Origin of the sequence: Solibacillus isronensis (assembly GCF_900168685.1) — a bacterium.
GTDB classification, from domain to species: domain Bacteria; phylum Bacillota; class Bacilli; order Bacillales_A; family Planococcaceae; genus Solibacillus; species Solibacillus isronensis_A.
Genome location: NZ_FVZN01000014.1, coordinates 1206546 through 1227716, shown reverse-complemented (window position 1 = coordinate 1227716; position 21171 = coordinate 1206546). Strand labels below are relative to the sequence as shown.

General features: G+C 36.8%; 24 protein-coding genes and 1 riboswitch. Of the genes, 13 read left to right on the top strand and 11 right to left on the bottom strand.

Annotated features, from left to right (window positions below; genetic code table 11):
* Window positions 1-197: 197 nt before the first annotated feature.
* Window positions 198-746 (bottom strand): GNAT family N-acetyltransferase, encoded by a 549-nt coding sequence (locus tag B5473_RS14630; protein WP_079526423.1) that lies wholly within the window; start codon window positions 744-746, stop codon window positions 198-200.
* A 214-nt stretch (window positions 747-960) separates the two neighbouring features.
* Here B5473_RS14630 and B5473_RS14625 point away from each other — a divergent pair, with 214 nt between their 5' ends.
* The 4 genes from B5473_RS14625 to B5473_RS14610 all read left to right on the top strand — a co-directional run bounded on the left by B5473_RS14625 (window position 961) and on the right by B5473_RS14610 (window position 5765).
* Window positions 961-2232, top strand: a complete 1272-nt coding sequence (locus B5473_RS14625; protein WP_079526421.1) for a sugar-phosphatase — start codon at window positions 961-963, stop codon at window positions 2230-2232.
* Between the two features lie 12 nt (window positions 2233-2244).
* Window positions 2245-3453 (top strand): MFS transporter, encoded by a 1209-nt coding sequence (locus B5473_RS14620; protein ID WP_079526419.1) that lies wholly within the window; start codon window positions 2245-2247, stop codon window positions 3451-3453.
* 128 nt (window positions 3454-3581) lie between these two features.
* A complete protein-coding gene (locus B5473_RS14615; protein WP_079526417.1) occupies window positions 3582-4511 on the top strand; it encodes a LysR family transcriptional regulator in 930 nt (309 codons plus the stop codon).
* A gap of 99 nt (window positions 4512-4610) precedes the next feature.
* Window positions 4611-5765 carry a cobalamin-independent methionine synthase II family protein gene (locus tag B5473_RS14610; protein WP_079526415.1) on the top strand — a complete coding sequence of 385 codons (1155 nt, stop codon included), beginning with the start codon at window positions 4611-4613 and terminating at the stop codon, window positions 5763-5765.
* A 97-nt stretch (window positions 5766-5862) separates the two neighbouring features.
* On the opposite strand, the gene B5473_RS14605 is transcribed toward B5473_RS14610, so the two are convergent.
* Window positions 5863-7200 (bottom strand): amino acid permease, encoded by a 1338-nt coding sequence (locus B5473_RS14605; RefSeq protein ID WP_079526413.1) that lies wholly within the window; start codon window positions 7198-7200, stop codon window positions 5863-5865.
* A 253-nt stretch (window positions 7201-7453) separates the two neighbouring features.
* Window positions 7454-7533, bottom strand: a riboswitch (glycine riboswitch).
* A gap of 320 nt (window positions 7534-7853) precedes the next feature.
* Window positions 7854-8369 carry a dehydrogenase gene (locus B5473_RS14600; protein ID WP_254865329.1) on the bottom strand — a complete coding sequence of 172 codons (516 nt, stop codon included), beginning with the start codon at window positions 8367-8369 and terminating at the stop codon, window positions 7854-7856.
* Window positions 8370-8602: 233 nt separating this feature from the next.
* Between B5473_RS14600 and aspA the strand changes: the two genes are divergently transcribed.
* Window positions 8603-10021: an aspartate ammonia-lyase gene (gene aspA, locus B5473_RS14595; protein ID WP_079526408.1), complete on the top strand. Its 1419-nt coding sequence runs from the start codon at window positions 8603-8605 to the stop codon at window positions 10019-10021.
* Between the two features lie 49 nt (window positions 10022-10070).
* On the opposite strand, the gene B5473_RS14590 is transcribed toward aspA, so the two are convergent.
* From B5473_RS14590 to B5473_RS14580, 3 genes are read right to left on the bottom strand one after another with little or no spacing between them, the layout of a single operon-like run.
* Complete coding sequence (locus B5473_RS14590; RefSeq protein WP_079526406.1) at window positions 10071-10373, bottom strand: DNA primase; 303 nt, start codon at window positions 10371-10373, stop codon at window positions 10071-10073.
* Between the two features lie 16 nt (window positions 10374-10389).
* Complete coding sequence (locus B5473_RS14585) at window positions 10390-11061, bottom strand: DUF771 domain-containing protein (RefSeq protein WP_079526404.1); 672 nt, start codon at window positions 11059-11061, stop codon at window positions 10390-10392.
* On the bottom strand, window positions 11045-11473 hold the full coding sequence (locus B5473_RS14580; protein WP_079526402.1) for an ATPase: 429 nt from the start codon (window positions 11471-11473) through the stop codon (window positions 11045-11047). The genes B5473_RS14585 and B5473_RS14580 overlap by 17 nt, the downstream gene beginning before the upstream one ends.
* A gap of 88 nt (window positions 11474-11561) precedes the next feature.
* Between B5473_RS14580 and pgeF the strand changes: the two genes are divergently transcribed.
* Window positions 11562-12323, top strand: a complete 762-nt coding sequence (gene pgeF, locus B5473_RS14575) for a peptidoglycan editing factor PgeF (protein ID WP_079526400.1) — start codon at window positions 11562-11564, stop codon at window positions 12321-12323.
* Window positions 12324-12423: 100 nt separating this feature from the next.
* Here the strand turns inward: pgeF and B5473_RS14570 are convergent, their stop codons facing one another.
* From B5473_RS14570 to B5473_RS20700, 4 genes are all read right to left on the bottom strand, one after another.
* Window positions 12424-12819: a VOC family protein gene (locus tag B5473_RS14570; RefSeq protein WP_079526397.1), complete on the bottom strand. Its 396-nt coding sequence runs from the start codon at window positions 12817-12819 to the stop codon at window positions 12424-12426.
* Between the two features lie 45 nt (window positions 12820-12864).
* A complete protein-coding gene (locus B5473_RS14565; RefSeq protein ID WP_139377743.1) occupies window positions 12865-13272 on the bottom strand; it encodes an EbsA family protein in 408 nt (135 codons plus the stop codon).
* Window positions 13273-13644: 372 nt separating this feature from the next.
* The gene (locus B5473_RS14560; RefSeq protein WP_079526393.1) at window positions 13645-14190 is read right to left on the bottom strand and encodes a hypothetical protein; all 546 of its coding nucleotides are present in this window, start codon (window positions 14188-14190) and stop codon (window positions 13645-13647) included.
* A gap of 111 nt (window positions 14191-14301) precedes the next feature.
* Window positions 14302-14532 carry a hypothetical protein gene (locus B5473_RS20700; protein ID WP_176142083.1) on the bottom strand — a complete coding sequence of 77 codons (231 nt, stop codon included), beginning with the start codon at window positions 14530-14532 and terminating at the stop codon, window positions 14302-14304.
* Between the two features lie 219 nt (window positions 14533-14751).
* Here B5473_RS20700 and B5473_RS14550 point away from each other — a divergent pair, with 219 nt between their 5' ends.
* The 3 genes from B5473_RS14550 to B5473_RS14540 are packed head-to-tail and all read left to right on the top strand — an operon-like array spanning window position 14752 to window position 15995.
* The gene (locus B5473_RS14550) at window positions 14752-15087 is read left to right on the top strand and encodes a PadR family transcriptional regulator (RefSeq protein ID WP_079526388.1); all 336 of its coding nucleotides are present in this window, start codon (window positions 14752-14754) and stop codon (window positions 15085-15087) included.
* Entirely contained in the window at window positions 15074-15697 is a 624-nt protein-coding gene (locus tag B5473_RS14545; protein WP_079526386.1) for a permease prefix domain 1-containing protein, read from the top strand. Before B5473_RS14550 ends, B5473_RS14545 begins: the two co-directional genes overlap by 14 nt.
* A gap of 7 nt (window positions 15698-15704) precedes the next feature.
* Window positions 15705-15995, top strand: coding sequence for a hypothetical protein (locus B5473_RS14540; RefSeq protein ID WP_139377742.1), 291 nt, complete (start codon window positions 15705-15707; stop codon window positions 15993-15995).
* Between the two features lie 38 nt (window positions 15996-16033).
* Here B5473_RS14540 and B5473_RS14535 read toward each other — a convergent pair whose 3' ends face one another.
* Window positions 16034-16840, bottom strand: a complete 807-nt coding sequence (locus tag B5473_RS14535) for an aldo/keto reductase (protein ID WP_079526381.1) — start codon at window positions 16838-16840, stop codon at window positions 16034-16036.
* A gap of 398 nt (window positions 16841-17238) precedes the next feature.
* Here B5473_RS14535 and B5473_RS14530 point away from each other — a divergent pair, with 398 nt between their 5' ends.
* The 4 genes from B5473_RS14530 (at window position 17239) to B5473_RS14515 (ending at window position 21146) form a co-directional block, all read left to right on the top strand.
* Complete coding sequence (locus B5473_RS14530) at window positions 17239-18273, top strand: FtsX-like permease family protein (protein ID WP_079526379.1); 1035 nt, start codon at window positions 17239-17241, stop codon at window positions 18271-18273.
* 1 nt (window position 18274) lies between these two features.
* A complete protein-coding gene (locus B5473_RS14525) occupies window positions 18275-18961 on the top strand; it encodes an ABC transporter ATP-binding protein (protein WP_079526377.1) in 687 nt (228 codons plus the stop codon).
* A 125-nt stretch (window positions 18962-19086) separates the two neighbouring features.
* Entirely contained in the window at window positions 19087-19767 is a 681-nt protein-coding gene (locus tag B5473_RS14520) for a response regulator transcription factor (protein WP_079526375.1), read from the top strand.
* Window positions 19764-21146, top strand: coding sequence for a sensor histidine kinase (locus B5473_RS14515; protein ID WP_079526372.1), 1383 nt, complete (start codon window positions 19764-19766; stop codon window positions 21144-21146). The genes B5473_RS14520 and B5473_RS14515 overlap by 4 nt, the downstream gene beginning before the upstream one ends.
* Window positions 21147-21171 lie beyond the last annotated feature (25 nt).

Here is a 21171-nt window from a genome sequence, read left to right as displayed (position 1 = left end):
CCCACACCTGCTTTCTGCTAATTCTTCTATTACAAGCATTTATTTGCGTACCTGGATGCTATATGTAGTGGCATGAATGACTTACATGTAATAGATTCTAATTACTATACTGGGTGAGTATGGAAAAAGTTTCATTAAATTATAATTTTAACTACAAAAAACCTCATCAGGAACTTCTGATGAGGCGAAAACAGTTATTAATATTCTCCAACCCATTCGTCTTTTAAAAGACCATATACCGCATGATCGACATAGTGATTGTACAGCCATTCCGCCTGACGGATTGTCCCTTCATGCATAAAACCAAGGCGCTCCGCAATATGACGACTTTTCGTATTGTTAACAGCAGCATGAATTTCGACTTTTCCAAGCTTATATTCGTTGAAGGCGATATCAATGATGCCTTTCACAGCGCGTGTCATTATGCCTTCCCCTTGATATTCTTCATCTAAAAAGTAGCCGATCTCGCATTTTTTCAGAGACCAGTTAATCGTGTTGATCGATACTTTCCCGACAAATTGCCCTTTATAAAAAATCGCTGTATCCAGACCTTCACGCTTTGCAAATTTTTCTAAATTCATTGCAGAAAAATCGCGTGTATCTTCAACAGTTTTTGTATTATCAACCCACCCAAGCCATTCACGTAAATAATCACGTGAACGGTCAATGAAAGCAAAGATTTCTTCTGCATCATTTTGTGTTATTAATTTTAATTGAATTTCATTATCTACTTCATAAAAAAACATTACTATCTCTCCAATCTAAGCTCCCATTTAAAACAATAAACCCTTTTTTATTTTCTTATCATATAGAGCTATTTCCGAATATGCAATTAAAATATGTAAACCTTTAATGATTTGTGTAAGTTTACCATTTTCGTAACGTTAATTGTGCACTTTCTAAAGAAAATTCGCAATATTCCTGCTTAGTAATTTGATAAACTAATTATGAGGTGTTTTTATGGAAAACAATGAACAAGCTTGGGGAAAGCTATTAAAATATTATCGCCAGAAAAAGAAGCAAAAACAGGATGACGTTGCATTCGGCATTTGTACCCCTTCATATTTAAGCCGGATTGAAAACGGAATCGTTGTTGCAGAACATTCGATGTATGAGCAGCTGTTTGAAAACTTGGGCATCGATTTCAACAAACTCGAACAACAACTGAAAAGCCAAACCACTTTTTTGGAGCAGTTATACGAAAAATTATTGTCGAATGCAGAGTTTACTGCTGGTGAAATCGAACAATTAACCGTTATGCAAAACGATGAGCCGCCATTTGAACAGCAGCTGATGGCAAAGCTTGTATATGCTCGTTTCCTTTACTCGATAAAAGAAGATGATAGGGCGAGAACAATACTAAATGAAATCAAACCGTTCGTCAGCTGGAAAAAAGACCGGATTACACAGCTATTCGTAGCGATTACCGCTTTCGGTCATCTTTCTTTTCAGGAATTTGAACAGTTGTCCATTAAAGAAGAGAACGATCAATTGGCGCAACTTCTATCCAATACCCACCCATTTGAACTCGCCAACTACCATTATCATATCGCTTTTGCAAATCACCGAAGCTATAAGTTACAAAAGGCACTCGAACATGTTGAACTGGCACAGCAGTTTTTCACCCATCAGTATAAACCGTTATTTCAATTGAAGCTTTACTCCATGAAGGGTGTGATTTTCAATGATTCACATCGATTCCAGGAAGCGCTCAAGGAGTTTGAAGCAGGGCTTAATTTGCTTGCGAATGTCCCATCAATTCAAACACCGATGCAATGGAGCTCACTGCATAACAATATCGCGTATTGTTACGAATGCCAGGAAAATTATATGGAAGCATCCAAACATTATAAATCGGCAAATGACTACGATGAAGACTTGCATTCAGCAATTAACTGGATGCGCACATGCTTTGCGCAGAAGGATTTCAAACAGTTGAATATACTGTTAAAACGCTATGAAGAACAGCAATTTACTGTTCCCCATCATATTTATCAGCGCAGACTATTAGCGTATGCGGTTGAAACTGAATATACGATCCACGGGTTGAAATTGCTGGAGGATGAAGCTTTTCCGCATTTCAACGAACAACAGTATTATTCGCTGATTCTGTTCTATGCTCCATTATGGGCACAGTTTTACGAGCAGCTCCATGCCTATAAACAGGCGAGCCACTGCTTTAAGCAGGCATTATATGCAAGTGAAAAAATACGGCAGCGAATGAGCAGTTAAGGGGGTGATGATTTGGAGTTAAGAAAAGAGTATTTTTATTTGTGGTTCGGTTTTGGCGCATCCAAACTGGGCAGCTGGATTTACTTGATCGCGCTCAATCTATCGGTCTGGCATTTGACCGAATCACCGGCAGCTGTTGCCGGCATCTATATCATTGGCCCGATTGCCCGCATTTTGTGCAGTTTTTTTGCAGGCTCCATCGTAGACAGAACGAATAAAAGAATCATTTTAATTGTTTGTGATGTTTTCCGCGCTGGTATCGTTTGTTTGATGGCGCTGCTTTCGGAAATTTGGCTCATTTACGGTTTGATCTTTTTGGCCAATATCGCGGTCTGTTTTGCCAATCCAAGCAGCACATTTATGATTACAAAACTTGTTTTACCAAATGATCGCCTGCGCTTTAATGCCATCAACAGCATGCTCGGTTCAGGGAGCTTTATGATCGGCCCTGCTTTAAGTGGTGCCATTATTGCCATGAGCAGTACCGCTACGGCGATGTTGGTGAATGGGTTTATGCTTTTGTTTAGCGCATTTATGATGTATTTGCTGCCAAATCAAGAGGTCAAGTCGTCCACTCAATCAACGGTACTCACACTTGCTGTTATCCGAGATGATTTTATCATTGTTTGGAAATTTATCTCACAAAGGAAAACGCTGCTGAAATTTTTCGTTTTATATTCAACAGCACTGATGATTTGCTTTTCACTTGATTCCCAGGAAATGTCTTTTTTAAAAGATTTTCATAAAGTGACGGATTCGGTATACGGCATCATTGTAGGAATCACAGGAATCGGTGCCATTGTCGGTGGCTATTTGGCTGCCCGATTCGTGAAAAAGCTGTCTCTTGTTTCGTACATCGGCCTCGGGTTTACATGTACGTTACTTTCCTACTTTATATTTTATTTTTCATCTAATTTAATGATTGCGGTCGCTGCGTTTATTTTGCTCGGACTGTTTATGGCATTCAGCAATGCGGGCTACGCGACATTTTACCAGCAGACCATCCCGACTGAATTGATGGGACGGTTCGGCAGTTCTCTTGGGCTGATTGAAAGTGTGATGCAGATCACTTTAACCTTGATTATCGGATTCTTGGCGGAAATCTACACGATTCAGCTGACAACAAGCACCTTTGCTTTAATCGGTGTTGTCATTGCATGTATCGTCTATTTCCATCTGTTAAACAACAAACCACTGTTTGCAAAAGAGAAGCTAACATAATATTGAGACACCCTCTTCAAAGGCTATCGTGATTTCCAATAACGGTAGCTTTTTGTTTATTGATTTCTTTTTGCAGATCCAGCGTACTATTTGCTACACTACTTCTAGAAGAAAGAAAGGATTTTATTATGACATTACAACAACTTAAATATGTAATTGAAGTAGCAAAAAACCAGTCAATTAGTAAAGCTGCCCAAAACTTATTCATTAGCCAGCCTAGCCTTTCAAACGCATTAAAAGAGCTTGAACAAGAGTTAGGCATTACTATTTTTTTACGGACTAGTAAAGGGATAACTATCACCGCTGAAGGAACTGAATTTTTGGGCTATGCGCGGCAAGTTGTCGAGCAAGCGGAACTTCTGGAAAAACGGTATGCAAACGTTCAGCCGTCCCAACAGCATTTTTCCGTTTCTTCACAACATTATGCCTTTGTCGTGAGTGCATTTGTACGCCTCTTTGAAAATTATGACCGCGATGAATATGAATTTACGCTTCGTGAGACGAGAACGTATGAGATTATAGAAAACGTAAAAAATTTACAAAGTGAAGTCGGTGTTTTATATTTAAACAATTTTAACGAAAAGGTCATTCGGAAATTTTTAAGGGAAGCCAATTTAGAGTTCTATCCATTATTTGAAGCGAAACCACATGTATTTATCCATATAGGACATCCGCTGGCACAGCAAAAATCTGTTACGTTGGAGGATTTACATGCCTACCCGTACTTATCTTTTGAACAGGGCGAATTTAATTCCTTTTACTTTTCAGAGGAAATATTAAGTACCATTTCACGCCCCAAAAATATTAAGGTTAGTGACCGTGCCACACTTTTCAATTTATTGATCGGACTTAATGGCTATACCATTTCAACAGGAGTCATTAGTCAGGAATTGAATAAAAATATATGCTCCCTGCCTCTGGAAGTCGATGAAACAATGACAGTAGGATATATCGTCCATAAACATGTGACTACTAGTAAACTCGCTGAAATCTATATCAATTATTTAAAAGAAACGATCAAAGATGAATTAAAAGTATCTTCCCGCTATAGTTTTTAACTATACCGATTGATATTTTTTACGTGTTTCAAATACCACCCTCCACGATGGTATGATTAACCCAACTTAAAAAGTTGTATGACCAAGGAGGAAATGAAAATGTGTGAAAAATTTCAAATAGTAGGCAGTCTATTAAGACAGAATGAATTATTAAATTATAAAAAACAAATTGAACAACGTGATGATATTACATACCCTTTTTATAAAGATTTTGAAGGCTATGAACAAGTTGAACTTGCTTCTATTCAAGACATTGTAAAAAAAGAAATCGAACATAACATTACGGTTGTGACAGATGGCGAGCATTCGAAATCATTATGGCATTTAGACTTTGCCTGGGGTATTGAAGGTTTCGATCGCTATATCGCAGATCATGGTTATTTCTTTAAAGACTTCGATGGCAATTCCCACTACGAAACACGCAAAGACATCGGTTTACGCATTACGGGTGAACTAAGCGGGAAAAACCATCACTTTATCGAAATCTATAAAAAACTGAAGAAAAGTGCCGGCGATCACCAGACAAAACTATGTATCCCGTCACCTTCCCATATTTTAGGTGAGTTATCTTTTTCGAATAATTTTGGACCAGATGCATTTTATAAAACAAAAGATGATTTAAAACAAGCGTTAGCAAAAGCGTATACAGAGTTTGTGGAAGAATATGCAGCAGTTGGCGGAGAAATATTACAATTTGATGATTGCTTATGGCAACTTTTTGCTGACGACAACCCGAATTCACCATTTACGGGCGAACAAATTAATCATGAAGAAGTTCAAGCGTTAGCAACTGAATTTATTGAGATAAATAATCAAATTATTGAAGTGGGCCATCGTTTAGGTTTAAAAATGTGGACACATAATTGCCGCGGTAACTACGACTCACGTAATATGGGTGGTGGTTCTTACGTTAAAATCGCTAACCTCTTCTTAAAACAACTGAATTATGACCGCTTCTTCTTAGAGTGGGATGATGACCGTGCAGGTTCTATTGAAGCACTCGCTGTCTTCAAAGATAAACCGAATGTAGAAATTGTATTAGGGCTATTATCTTCTAAAACGAATACTTTAGACAATGAAGATCGCATTATTAAAATGCTTGATGAAGCGTCTAAAATTATCGACAAAGATCGTTTGTTCATTTCACACCAATGTGGTTTCGCTTCCTGCGATGGCGGCAATGAGCTTACAGAAGCTGAACAATGGGCAAAAATTCAGCAAGGACAACAACTAGCATTGCAGTACTGGAGCTAAATATAAATATATAATTTTCAATATGAAAAACACGCAAATTCACGGTTTCCTTGAATTTGCGTGTTTTCCGTTTTTTATAAATTTTGGATTTGCCTAATTATTTTTTCCGAACTTTATAAAGAATAAACAGCAGTATAAACCATAACGGTGTTAACAGCAGTGAAGTTCTCGTAAACTCGGAAATGCCCATAATAACTAGTAAAAACAGGAAGAATGCCAATATTAAATAATTGATGAATGGTGTTAAAGGTGCTTTGAAAATTGAAGTTTTATGTAAATCCGGATGACGCTTTTTGTAAATAATATGCGAAATCAGAATAATGCTCCAAACCCAAATAAAACAAATCGCACTAATTGTTGTCACGATACTGAATGCATCGTCCGGCATGAAATAGCTTAGCAATGCACCGATCGATACTACGACCGCAGAAAATAAAAGGCCATTTTGCGGTACCGCATTTTTGTTTAATTTACCGTAAGCTTTCGGTGCTTGTTTATTATTACTTAAACTGAACAGCATGCGGCTCGTTGAGAACATCCCGCTATTTCCAGCAGAAGCAGCTGATGTCAGCACAACGAAGTTAATTAAACCTGCTGCAATCGGAATACCTACCAATGCGAAAACCTGAACGAATGGCGAGCTTGCTGCGCTTAAAGTATCCCAAGGATTGATTGTTAAAATTACGAATAATGCCCCTACATAAAACAGCAGTATACGAACGGGAATTTTATTGATAGCAGATGGGATATTCTTTTGCGGGTTTGCCGTTTCAGCAGCAGCTACCCCTACTAATTCAACACCAACGAATGCAAAGACAACCATTTGGAACGCCATTAAAAATCCAAATGTACCATTTGGGAATAATCCGCCATGCTCCCATAAATTCGATACAGCCACTTTGCCTGTATCTGTTTCAAAACCAATGATCAACAATACAATGCCTATTGCAATCAACGCAACAATTGTGATGATTTTAATTAACGCAAACCAAAACTCCAGCTCTCCGAACAGTTTGACCGTCAATAAATTCAAAATAAGTAAAACAACTAAACATGCGATAGCCGGCACCCATTGCGGGATGTCGAACCAGTACTGCGTGTACATACCGACAGCGATAATGTCTGCCATTGCCGTCATAATCCAGCAGAACCAGTAAGTCCAGCCGGTAATATAGCCTGCCCAATCCCCTAAGTATTCAGTGGCGAATTCGGTAAATGATGCATAGCCGCCTTTTGATAAAAGCAATTCGCCAAGTGCACGCATGACGAAAAATAGTGCGATTCCAACGATTAAATATGCAAAGATAATAGAAGGTCCTGCAAGTGAGATCGCTTTACCTGACCCTAAAAACAACCCCGTTCCGATTGTTCCTCCAATCGCTATTAACTGAACGTGGCGATTTTTCAGGTCGCGCTTTAATTCTTGTTGTTCCAAAACGATTCCTCCAAAGGATAAGTATTTTGTCTGTTTACACAGCGCAAAATAATAAGTACTTCATCGCGGTCCATCAAGTAAATTTTTCTGGAATTAAAACAGGGACTGATAATATGTCAGTCCCTGTGTCTAAGAATAATCGATTTCGCCTCTGCAAAATCGCGTCCAGATTTTATAAAATCTGTGACATCTATCGAGGGCTTTTCATTAAACAATGGATGTTTCATACACCTAATGTAAAAAAAGCGTCTCTCATTACTCTTCTGTCCTTTTGCCTGAGATTGTGAACCCTTCGGCGACGCGGATTATCGCGCTCTCTCCAGAAACTGCTCCCGTCAGTAGTTTTATCCACGACGATCTACGCTTGATATGTATGCAATTAGTTGCCTATTGGTCCCTGGCATCTTCCAGTTTCCTATAGTTCGCGTTCAATACTATTATTGTACGAAAATAATACTACCAATTTTTTGCCCGTCTTACAATGGACAATCGGAACCGTTTATTATGTAAATAGCAATTTATCCTTATTCCCAACATAATGTTTTCTTCTTACAGAAAATTTATGACCAAAAAAATATTACACCGAAAATTCAATATTTTCAGTGTAATATTTATATAGAGGAATTGGTAGCCCCTCGTATTACTGTATTCGTTTACTGCAATTTTTCCTGAACTGTTGAATCTTCTTCATATGTTATTCGATTGATATCGATCAGCTTACCTTTTGTTGTGTCTGTCTTTTTCATTTTGACGACATACGTATTGTCCAAAGCAATTTCTGTGCAAGCGATGTCTTTCTCGCTGCGAATATCTTCAGGATAGTTTAAGGTAATGACTAAAGTATCCCCATCTTTTTCGATTTTTTCAATTTCTCTTCCACAGCCATCCGAATATCCTGTGACAAACAGTACTTCCTCTGTTTCAAAATCAACAGATGGAACCGAATCAAAACCAAAAATATCGGCCCAAGTAGTATAAAGCTTTTCATCCTGCACGATTGAAATACTTGTACCGACCTCAGGAGGGATTGAATCTAAATGAAACAGTAATTCATATTCCACTTTATTTTCATCATTGACTTCCTTCACAGGTTCAGTTGAATCGGATGATGTTTCTTTTTCTTTCGTATTACATGCTGTAAGGAGCAGAATTATTCCCACGACCAACATGTAACTTATCCACCTCTTCATTGACAATCACCTCATCCCTTTCCTAATTAGTCGTATAAAAAATCAAGAAGTTACAAATTTTCCTCATTATATTTGTTAATATTGGTTAATTTAAACTTACGTGAGAACGTTAAATAAACTAATAATTCAGCAAGTAAGCTTTTATTATAATATGGCGTATAATGTAGTTGTTTATCTAACTATTACACCATTCTCTTGGAGGGTTTGTACAAATGAGTACACGTATTGAAAAAGACTTTTTAGGCACATTAGAAATTCCAAAGGACGTTTATTACGGCGTTCAAACAACTCGTGCATTAGAAAATTTCCCGATTACTAAAATGACAATGCACCCTGAATTAATTCGTGCATTTGCCATCGTAAAGAAAAGTTCGGCACTTGCAAATGCCGCTATCGGCAAATTGGACCCAGTAATTGCTAATGCAATTGCACAAGCATCAGAAGATATTATTTCAGGACTATTACATGACCAGTTCGTTGTAGATCCAATTCAGGGCGGAGCAGGCACTTCAATGAACATGAATGCCAATGAAGTAATCGCAAACCGCGCACTGGAAATTTTAGGGGAAGAAAAAGGTACTTATTCAATCATTAGTCCTAACAGCCATGTCAATATGGCGCAATCAACAAATGATGCATTCCCATCAGCTATTCATATTGCTACAGTTTCTACTCTAAATAATTTAATTATGGCGATGGAAATGATGCGTGACAGCTTTATCAGAAAATCAGTAGAATTCGATTCAATCGTTAAAATGGGTCGTACGCATTTACAAGATGCTGTACCAGTTCGTTTAGGCCAAGAATTCGGTGCATACGCTGCCGTTGTTTCTCGTGACATTGCTCGAATTAAAAAAGCGCAGCAAACAATGCTGCAAATCAATATCGGAGCAACTGCAATCGGGACAGGTCTGAATGCGGACCCTGAATATATGAAATTGGCAGTAGAAAACATCGCGACTTACAGTGGTTTCCCGTTCATAAAAGTAGACAATTTAATCGATGGTACACAAAACACCGATACGTACGCTGAAGTATCATCAATGTTAAAAATCGCCATGATGAATATGTCGAAAATCTGTAATGACTTACGCTTAATGGCTTCAGGTCCAAAAGCCGGATTTGCAGAAATTCGCTTACCTGAACGTCAACCAGGTTCTTCTATTATGCCGGGTAAAGTAAATCCGGTTATGCCTGAAGTCATCAACCAAATCGCATTCCAAGTAATCGGTAACGATGTAACAATCTCACTTGCTTCAGAAGCAGGACAATTTGAGCTGAATGTAATGGAACCAGTTCTAGTATTTAATCTGCTTCAGTCAATCGAAATTATGACAAACGGCTTTACAGTATTTACAAAATACTGCCTGGATCATATCGAAGCAAATGAAGCGCGTCTACATGATTTTGTAGAGCGTTCAATCGGTGTTATTACAGCACTGGCACCACATTTAGGCTATGAACGATCAAGTCAAATTGCACGTGAAGCTCTGCATAGCGGCAAATCTGTACGCGAACTTTGCTTAATGTACAACTATTTCACGCTTGAGCAGCTGGATATTATTTTAAATCCATTTGAATTAACGCAACCAGGTATTGCTGGTGAACGAGCATTTGAAAAACAACAATAAAATCTAAAACGAAAGCTCCGCCGAAATATCCCCGGCGGAGCTTTTTTATTTAAGTATAGAGTACTTCTTTTGCGAGTAAAATCGCTCGCTTGCTGACTTCCAACTTGTCGCCGTCCGCATTCAGCTTCACGACACCATTTGGTTCATCAAAGATGGATTTCAGCTGTGCTTTCGGTTTGACTCCAACCATGATTGGTCCTCTTTCGGCCTCACCTGTTCGGAGCTTTTCCTGCTCTCGTGCGACACCTTGTTCTTCTCCGATTTTCGGAAAGGCTGTAGTTAGTTGCTGTAAATTTTGGGGACGTGTCTGATTATTTAAACTTGAACTCCCTGTGCCAACAGAACGAATCATAAAGATCCCCCTTCATCTATCTTTTCTTACTTTTTCGTATATCAATATCCGCGTATATTTCTACTTCCTGTAGTGCCTGATTAGCAAGCTGATCCGCTTCACCGTTTAATTTGCGGTCAATATATTGATACTCCGGTCGAATGCCAAGTTTTTGGAGCTTTGCATCGATTTTATCGGCCCATGTTGTGAGAACACTATCGGTTACTGCCCATTCGCCGTTCATTTCATTAATGACGACTTGCGAATCGCCGTAAACCTTTATTTTTTGATGATGGACACCCATTTCCTCTAGCTGTTCAACCGCAAGATTTAATGCCGCATATTCCGCTTCATTGTTTGATGTTAAATACTCCGCCAGCTGGTTCGTCCGCAGGCGATAGTTTTTGCCATTCTGTTTATAATAGACGACAATCCCTAAACCGGCCAGCTTTTCTTCTCTATTAAAACCGCCATCAAAATATACTTCCACTTCGGTAGGTTCTGTTTCAAGTGATTTTAAATATTTTTTCAGCTCTTTTAATGTCCATGTACTGTCATGTTCATCCGTCATCACAATTTTTTTTGTGCGACCCGTATTTTCCATATCCAGTACAAGCGTATAGGCATGCGCTGCAGGAATTGCCTCACTTCGCCATGTTATTTCCTGCTTTGCTTTTGTAATGTATTGCCATTCAATCGTCAATTCCAATCGGCTCTCCCCTTCCATTTGTCGTTTGCTTCAAATCTTCTTTGTAGAACCAGTTAATACACAATGTACTAACCATTATGCCAACTATAAACGGTGGTGATACAAAAAATAAAAAATACGCGCTGACGACCGGTGCTTTCATAAAGTATCCGAATACGATTGGCTGCAGAAAACAAAAAATAAAGCTTGTTAAGTAAAGTGCCCGTTTGCTGTAATTTTTACGCATGATGTACAGCACATAATACCAGGGAATTACGACAAAAAAATAAATCGGCAAAACATAAATAATGATGGACGCGGCCGTTCCAAATGTAATCATTTGATTTACATAAGGCAATGAAAATGCGATAAAGACAATGACCGCCATGACATAAGGTAAAAAACCCGTTAAAATGATTTGCCAACTCTTCATCACATTCCCCCTATTTTTCATCATTATACCAAACACCATTTGCCTATACAAAATTTGCTTTTACGGGTATAGTACAGGGGGTGATAAAATGAAGATAAAATTTTATGAAAATAATGAAAAACGTGTACTGGGCATAACATTGAAAGATTCAGCATTTGCCGAGGACAATAATATGGCACTACATGTTTGCAAAAACGAAGCGGATATTATCGAAAACCGCCAACAGCTTGCCTCACTGCTGCAAACTGATTTATCCGGGTTTGTATGCGCCAATCAAACACATAGCGCAAACTTCTTCCGTGTGGAAAAATCCGAAATCGGCAAAGGAGCTACCGACAACACAACCGCTGTTCCCGATACCGACGCACTGTATACGTACGAACCGAATGTCGTGGTCTCAAGCTTTACCGCAGATTGTGTACCGGTCTTATTTTATAATGAAAAAACAAATGTCATCGGGGCTATTCACTCCGGGTGGCAAGGGACGATTAAAGAAATTACATTGAAGTTGCTGCAGCATTTACAGCAAGAGGAAAATTGTGATTTAAGTGATTTGAAAGTAATGATCGGGCCTGCAATCAGCCAGGAAAAATTCGAAGTGGATGCCGATGTGCAGGAAAAATTTAAAGCACTCGGTTATGCAGACGAATTTATGTACTGGAATGATCAAACAAACAAATTCCATATCGACAACCAGTTAACCGTGAAAAAACAGTGCATGCTTGCAGGTGTACCTGAAGAAAATATTACGATTGACCGTATGTGCACATTTATAGACGATGATGGATTTTCCCATCGCCAGGACCGCTCAACAGGCAGACATTTGAGCTTTATTATGCGGAAGGAATAGATTCTTTTAAGAAGAATATGCGAAAAACGGAACACCTACAATTCAGCAGGTATTCCGTTTTTAATTTTAAAGAAGTTAAAAAACATAAAAACTGGAAAGGTCATGGTGCTACCAATTCAACCTTAATTCTATCTGGATCTTCAAAAAATACAGCGTAATAATTTTCCCCTCCTGCATAGGGATGTTTATCCGTATAAAGGATCTTAACACCATTCCCTTCTAACTTTCTCGTCATATCATCTACCTCTTGACGGGAGCTTGCATGGAAAGCCAAATGGTTTAGGCCAACACGACTTCTATGGTAAGGTACATCCAAAAACCGTTCTTCAGCTTGAACGAATACAATATATGTAGCTCCGAGTTTCCAACTATGTCCGCTTTCCCACGATTGAAAAGGTTCATATCCCAATTCTTCTAAAAACCACCCCCAAAAATTGATGGAACTTTTTAAATCAGAAACGTATAGTTCAATATGATGAATATGTCCTTTTGACATTGGATGACTTCCTTTCTATTAACAAATAAACGTAAACTATAAAAATTATCTTAAATGCGGTGCTTTTTCGTAAAGTTCTTGTAAAAACAGTTTAAAGTTCTTTGGACGTAAACATAATTCTTCTGATAAACCACCCTCATCAAAAGTAATGAAAATATTTTTACCCTTCACATGTATTTTCGTAATATCAGTTATTTTAATAGTATGACTTGCTATACTTATACTAATTTTTATTTCATCGTTTTTTAATATTACATACCTAGTTAATGAAAAATATAAGCCAAACAGTATGATTACTATGAACAATGCGACTACATAATACCGGTCCTCAATTCCTTGCGATCCTAAATAATATCTACCCCCATAATTACTACCATCATTTGCAGAATAATACCTCCATGCACAAAATAAAAGCGTTAAAACAGCCCAAATTGTTTTAATTTTAATGTCCATATTAGGCCTCACATAATATTTCATCTATAAAACCTCTATTATTTTAATATATACGTCTTATTATCATAAATTTCCATTTAACGTTCATTGTAATAAATCTCCTGTTAACATTAGCATATTGTTATGATAGTTTAAACTGAACTTCAATTTATAAATATATGATAATAGAAGGGGAATCCATTCTCCCAAGTATTTACAAAGTTAAAGCAGATGAAGATCGTGTCTATGAAAAACTCGAAAAATTTTTCAATTTAGCGACAAAGCAAATAGACTCAACTAATTAAAAAAGCACGGCTCTTAAAATTATAAGGGTTGTGCTTATTCATTATGTGAGGTTATTCATTAATCAAAGGCTCATCCCAGTTTTTTATACTATTTAGGTGAAGACTTAGGCATATAAGTATTGCCTGCTGCTAATATTACCTTTGTTTCAACATCATAAATTGCATATCTGCCCCTGAATTCTTTTTCGGTGTCTTTAAAGGAATAAAAGAAATAAAACTGCCTTTCAGGACTAACAGCTTTATGGTAGCTAATATCTATATCCGGATAAGGGCGAATACTATTTCCATAAAAAATTAAGTAGTTAAATTCTTCTACCTCACTAAATAATACCTTTTTTCTAAAACTGACAAATGCATCAGGCATATCTTTAAAAAGTTTAGTATCCAAATTCCGATGCCTTTGCTCTTGCTTTGGCATTTCGATATACTTCTGATAATATTCCTGATGAACCGGATACTTCAGCTCTCTTATCGCTTTATAAAATTCATCTACAGTTTCACTAAAAACCTTTTCTTTATTTGAAGAATTTATATACTCATTATCTGAATACGCAGCCTTTGAATTTACAGAATTCGCCATTAAAAACGAAAGACTAATCGTTAATATATAAGCAATGAAGGTTAGCTTCTTCAATGATGTTACTCCTTTTTAAAGGTAACTTACCCAAAAGGATTTCCAGCTATCCTGCTATATTCTACAAAAATGCCAACACATTGCCACCTACTTTAACAGCCACCATTTCATTCAAAATAGAGGCAATTTAATTTCTGAATGTGAATCATTCATCTTATCCGATCTTTTAGATTTTATCTGATATGTAATACCAAAAATCATATTGAAAGCAAAAACAAGATGCAATGGATTAAGGATAATCCAAGCCTTGTCTACTTCTAATGCCATTTGCAATAAAATCCACAAATTCCACACGACGAAATATGCCACAATCATGGGCCAACTAAAAACTTTGTCTAGCATAAAACCCCTCCACTGACTTGGTCCTACAATAGCAGCACTTATTCCATTGTTCATAAAGTCCACTTTTTTGTAATTTTAAACTACTGTTATATTTCATCAACCACTTTAATTGCTAGAATTCCCCTTCTGTCTTAAACAATTTACATATGATTTAGATTTATACATTGTAATACGATGTACATTGGATTAATATGTATTTAAAGGCGGTGATTGTAAATAGTGGAAAAAGAAATGATGAAAGGGAGTATCGATATTTTACTGCTATCGCTACTGGCAGAACAGGATCGATACGGCTATGAAATGACAAAGCAGCTTCGGGTATTGAGCGATGAAGCCTATTCTATGAATGAAGGTACGTTATATCCGGCGTTAAAGCGTTTAGAACAGCAGCGTTTTGTGACGAGTTATTGGCAAGACGAGGCTTCCGGGAAACGTCGGAAATACTATGCTATTACGGATGTGGGACGTGAACAATTAAAGCAAAAGTTATCGAGTTGGGAGCAGTTGACCCGTTTAATCAAACGAACGGCAGGTGGATTGTATGGAAGTCGTTAAGCAATATGTTGAAAAAATTGTAGCGAATTTGCCAATCAATGATGAAGAACGTGTATCGATGAAAGAAGAATTTGAAAATCATATTTTAGAACATATCGATGAATTACGAATGGTTGGTTATTCCGAACAGCAAGCCATTCAACAAGCTTTGCAGTCGTTTGGTGAAGCGCATCACATTGAAAAAGAAATGAAAAAAGTATTGTTTCCGCATTATAAATGGATACGCTTTTGTGCAGCGATTATATTTACAACTTTTACACTGTGTATCAGCGCCCACTTTATAACTAAATGGCTGGAGCCACGCAATGCTTCACCGATTTCCACCGATGTGGTAGTGATGCTGCTTTTCATTTGTACACTCGTATTCGGTATATGGGAGCTATTATATAATGAAGCAAAAAAGGCATACAAAACAAAATGGCTGAATGTGACCACAATTTTTATCATACCGACATTTTTGTATGAAATCATTGTATATTTGCAATTCCAGCCGGATACTTTAGAAGATTGGTTACTTCAAGATGAACTGTTAATACCACTATATGTAATCTTTTATGTTGTAGGGCGCCAATTATATACGTATAGTATAGGCGAAAAAAATAGGGGTTGAAATGCCAATGGGAGTCGCACTATTAATTATTATTGTTGTCACAGCGATTGGCCGAGCTTTAACTAAAGGTCAATCAATAAGAAGAAAGCGAATTGTATGGGGTATCTTGATCATGATTGGATTAAACCCGTTTGTTTCCTGGCTAATTGGAATTTGTTTCGCTATTTTTGCCGGAGAAGGCTTTGCAGGAATGGGCATAATGGTCATACTGCTTATTGGACTGTTTATTATTGGTGGTTTAATTTTGATAAGTGGCCTATTAACAAAGGTAGATATCAAACAAGCGTCTCCAAAATAGGAGACGCCGTTTCAAATATATTAAATCTTAGTAATTTACTAAAGGTTTTCAATTTTCTCCACATCCGCTGCAGTCAGTTCAAAATCGAAAAGATCCAGATTAGCTGCTTGGTTTTCACGGTTGTGTGATTTAGGGATAACGACCACACCGCGCCCGATTTGGTATTTTAATAAAACTTGAGCACCGGATTTCCCATACGCTTCACCGATTTCCTCCAAAACTTCATCTTGGTGTTCTTCTGTTTTCATCGGTCCCCACGCTACAGGTGTAATCCCCTCTTCTTGTAATGTATCAAGAAGTTCTTTGTTCTTTTCTTTTAAATTAATTTGTATTTGATTAACGGCCGGCTTCACTTTCGCAAATTCTTTCAATTCATCCAGATGATTTTTCTTAAAGTTCGAAACGCCGATTGCTTTTAGTTTGCCAGCCTCATAATATTCTTCAAAAACTTCCCAAGTATTTTTTAGCTGTTCTTTGTCTTCGATCGGAGCATGAATCAAAAGCAGATCCAAATAGTCTGTTTTAAAGTTTTTTAGACTATTGTCGATTGCTGCTCTTGTCGATTCCTTTGAAGAAACATATTCTTCTCTTGCAGGAACTTTTGTCGTAATGAACAACTCTTCTCGAGGCACTGTGCTTTCCGCTAAAATTCCCCCGACAAGCGCTTCGTTTCGATAACTAATAGCTGCATCTATTGATCGATATCCCAGCTCAAGTGCTGATACAAGTTCAGGAATATCATTTTTTAATTCACCGGTATAGTCATTATTTTCTTTACCATACGTATTAGTACCAGTACCAACAATCGGCATTTTTAATCCATTATTAAGTGTGATGTATTCCATAGTTTAGGCACTCCCTTTGTATCTCTATTAATGTACAAAATATATTATAACAAAGTATGGAATTTTCAGAAATCAATAAGTGCGTAGAAATTAAAGATTTGCCCTAAATACCTTTATACCTCGGGTTTTCCTTCGTAAGAACATGTATTGATATGACTGTTGATTTAACCGAGTTTGTAATACCGCTGTCCCCTCTACTATATTCAGCTGTTTCCCCATTCTCTGGTACTTTTTCATTCTGATACTTTCTGCAAATTAAATAATCTAGTGCCTAATAATTGTGTACTGTTCATTTGTAAATATTTCGAATGAACTCGAAATGTAATTTACTGTTCATCTCCCGTTCATATTCACTCTATAAACTATGGATGTAAAGAAGAGATCGGAGGAAATTACAAATGAATATTGCGTGGAAAGAAATAAAGAAAAACAAAGTAAGATTTTTAATTTTAGGTTCAATTATTTTTCTTGTTAGTTTATTGACCTTTATAATATCGGGTTTGGCGAATGGATTATCGCAAGACAACGCTTCGTTAATCAAAAATTTGCCAGAAGGTCAATTTTATATGAATAAAGAGGGAGATGAAACTTACAATCTTTCAAAAATAGACAGTGATATACAGAATGAAATTATAAATAAAGAAAAAGATGCAGTGGCATTCTCAATTCAAATGGGTTTTTTAAATAGCGAAACTGACAAACAACATAGCGTTGCCTTTGTTACGTCCACTAATTCAGAGCTATTTAAAAATGTTGAGGCCGGGGAGATTATATTAGACCAATCAATGGAGGATAAAGGGATAAAGGTTGGAGATGTCTTAACGAATAATCAATTTAGCGGTGAATTTAAAGTTAAGGGTTTTGTTGATCAGAAGAAGTTCAGTCATGCCCCTGTTGCATATATAAATATGAAAAATTATCAGGAAATCTATCGAGTTATGGAAATGCAATTGTTATTTATACCAGGTGGAGAATCTTCAGAACAATTCACGGGCCTACAATCTTTTTCGAACAAGGATTTTCTCAATACAATTCCAAGCTATAATGCAGAACAAATGTCTTTAAATATGATTGTCTGGTTTTTAGTTGTAATTAGCGGCATGTTGTTTGCCATCTTTTTCTACATGATGAATATTCAAAAAGTCGGTTTATATGGGATTTTAAAGGCAATTGGCATGAAAACAAGCAGGCTATTCAAAATTATGTGGACACAAATGCTTTTTATTACGATAATTTCGCTTATATTGTCCATTTCATTCAGCCAAGTATTTAATATAATTGCACCTGAAGGAATGCCTTTCCATTTAACATTTGAAACAACCGTACAACTATCTTTAGTTTTCCTATTCATCGGTTTTATCGGGGCTACACTCTCTGGAATACAAATCAAAAAAATCGAACCATTACATGCAATACAACAAGGAGAGGCTTAATATGACAATATTTTTAATTGAAGATTTAAGGAAAACATTTATTACGGGGGAAATAGAAGAAGAAATACTTAGAGGAATTAACCTTACTCTTAAAGAGGGAGAGGTAACAGCATTAGTAGGCGCATCAGGTTCCGGTAAAAGTACGCTCCTTACTATAGCTGCTGGATTACAACCCGCATCAAATGGGCAAGTTATTTTCGATGGAAACAATATGACTACAATGAGTTCTGAACAGGTTCGAAAAATACGGGCCAGTAAATTTGGGTTTGTCTTTCAGTTTGCTCATCTTGTTCCTTTTCTCACAGTTGAAGAGCAATTAATTTTGATGCTGGATGTTTCTGAATCTAACTTAAGCAAACAATCAAAAATTGCAGAAGTTCGTAACATTCTGCAACTTGTTGAAATGGATCATAGAAAACAGGCCTACCCCTCTTCTTTATCAGGGGGGGAAAAACAACGGATCGCCATTGCCCGAGCTATTATCCATAAACCGAAAGTTCTCTTCGCAGATGAACCAACAGCCAGCCTAGATTCAAGGAAGTCTAGAGATGTTATGTTGTTGATTCAAGAGTTAACTAAAACTTTAAATATTGCTACATTAATGGTTACCCATGATGAAGAATTACTTTCATTTGTAGACCATGTGATAAAAATGAGTGATGGAATGGTTTTGCAAAGTGAAGAGTAAATTGTGCAAATTTTAAAGCAGGATCAATTTAAGCAGAATATTAATGAACAGCCTGGATGTTGCATGGCTGTTCATTTGAGATGGTTTAAAGTAGACAAAAATTTTTCTAAAACAGGAGTATAAGAATGACAACAATTCTAATTGTAGATGACGACATCAATATATTACAACTTGTAAAAATCCATTTAGCCGAGGCAGGATTCAAAGTTGTTCAAGCAAAAGACGGGACTCAAGCATTAGCAGTTCTAAAAAGAGAAGGATGTGATTTAGCAGTAGTCGATGTGATGATGCCTTTTATGGATGGTTATGCACTAACAAAGGTAATTCGAAAAAAATATGATATTCCAGTCATCCTTTTAACAGCTAAGAATCAAATTGAAGATAAGGAAGAAGGATATAAATCAGGCACAGATGATTATCTAGTCAAGCCGTTTGAACCAAAAGAATTACAATTTAGAATAGAAGCTTTACTACGACGATATGATAAGCAATCCGATGAATCTGTTATTCATTTAGGTAATACAACTATAAATAAAAAAAGCTATGAGGTTCAGTTTGGAGAACGGACGATTCTGTTACCCTTAAAGGAATTTGAACTGCTGTACTTCCTGGCTAAAAATTCTATGCAAGTATTTTCTCGAGATCATCTAATAGAACACATTTGGGGTATAGATTTTGAAGGAGATGAGAGGACAGTAGATGTTCATGTAAAAAGATTAAGGGAACGTTTTTCTAAATTGACAGATGATTTTCATATTAAGACTGTGCGCGGGGTTGGCTATTCATTGGAGGCAACCCGCAAATGAAATCTCTTTATGTAAAGTTTGTTGTGTTCACCATTGGAATTATGATTTTTAGTGGTATATTTGCCTTTTTAATCTCGAATACGTATTATCAGCAAAAATTAAAACCATTTAATGACCAAAAAAACACTAAAATTGCATTGGAAATTGCTGAATTTACCGGTAATCAACCTGAATTAAATCTTATAGATTATCTTGAAAATATATCTTCAATAGGATATCAACTATTCCTCGTTGACAATTCAGGAAATGAACTTTATTTTGGTGCACCTTTCAGGGATAATACTTTGTCCAATTCAACTAAAGAACAAGTACTTAACGGCAATATTTTTCATGGTATATCAAATTTCCCCCAGGAAACATTTGTAACAGGATTTTTTGCGAACGAATTAAAGAATACGATTGGTGTTCCATTGACACATAACGAGGAAAAGTATGCCCTCTTTCTAAGACCGGATATTAAGCTTCTATTTAACGAAATGCATATTTTATTCGGGTGGCTGCTAGCTTTGGCGATTATGCTGAGCATTATAATGGTAATTTTTATTACAAAATATTTAGTTAATCCAATCTCAAAGCTTACATCCGCAACTAAAACGCTCTCAAACGGAAATTACAATGTTGATCTTGATACTACCCGTCATGATGAATTAGGAGAACTTTCACTTAGTTTTTTACGAATGGCCAGCAGACTGGAACAATTAGATGCAATGAGAAAAGAGTTTATTTCAAACATTTCTCATGATATTCAGTCACCCCTATCCAATATTAAAGGATATACAAACCTATTAAAAAGTGATTCAACGAGTCCTGAGGATAAAAGTAATTACATTTTAATTATCAATGCGGAAATTGAAAGACTCTCTACATTGACGAAACAATTATTGCTTCTCGCTTCTTTGGATCGCGATGAGGATATTTTGAAAAGAAAAACAGTTAATATCGGTAAACAGATTAAGGAATTAGTACGGAACAATCAGTGGCAAATAGGTGAAAAAGGGATTACACTCGGGTTTACATTACCGGATGTAGAAATCACCGGAGATCCGTCCTTACTAAATGCGGTTTGGGACAATCTGTTAACCAACGCCATCAAATATAATAAACCGAACGGCACGATTGAAATATCAATTGAAGAACAAGGAAAATCGGTATTGGTAATCTTTGAAGATACGGGTATAGGAATGAATGATAAAGAGAAAGAAAGAATTTTTGACCGCTTTTATCGAGTAGATACCGCACGGACGCGTTCAGTTGAAGGGACAGGACTGGGACTATCAATAGTGGCTGCTATTGTAACTTTACATGGTGGATTAATTCATGTGAACAGTATTGAAAATCGTGGAACCAACTTTGTCGTAGAATTGCCTGTCACGCAGTGAAAATATAAAATGTTACAATCTACAA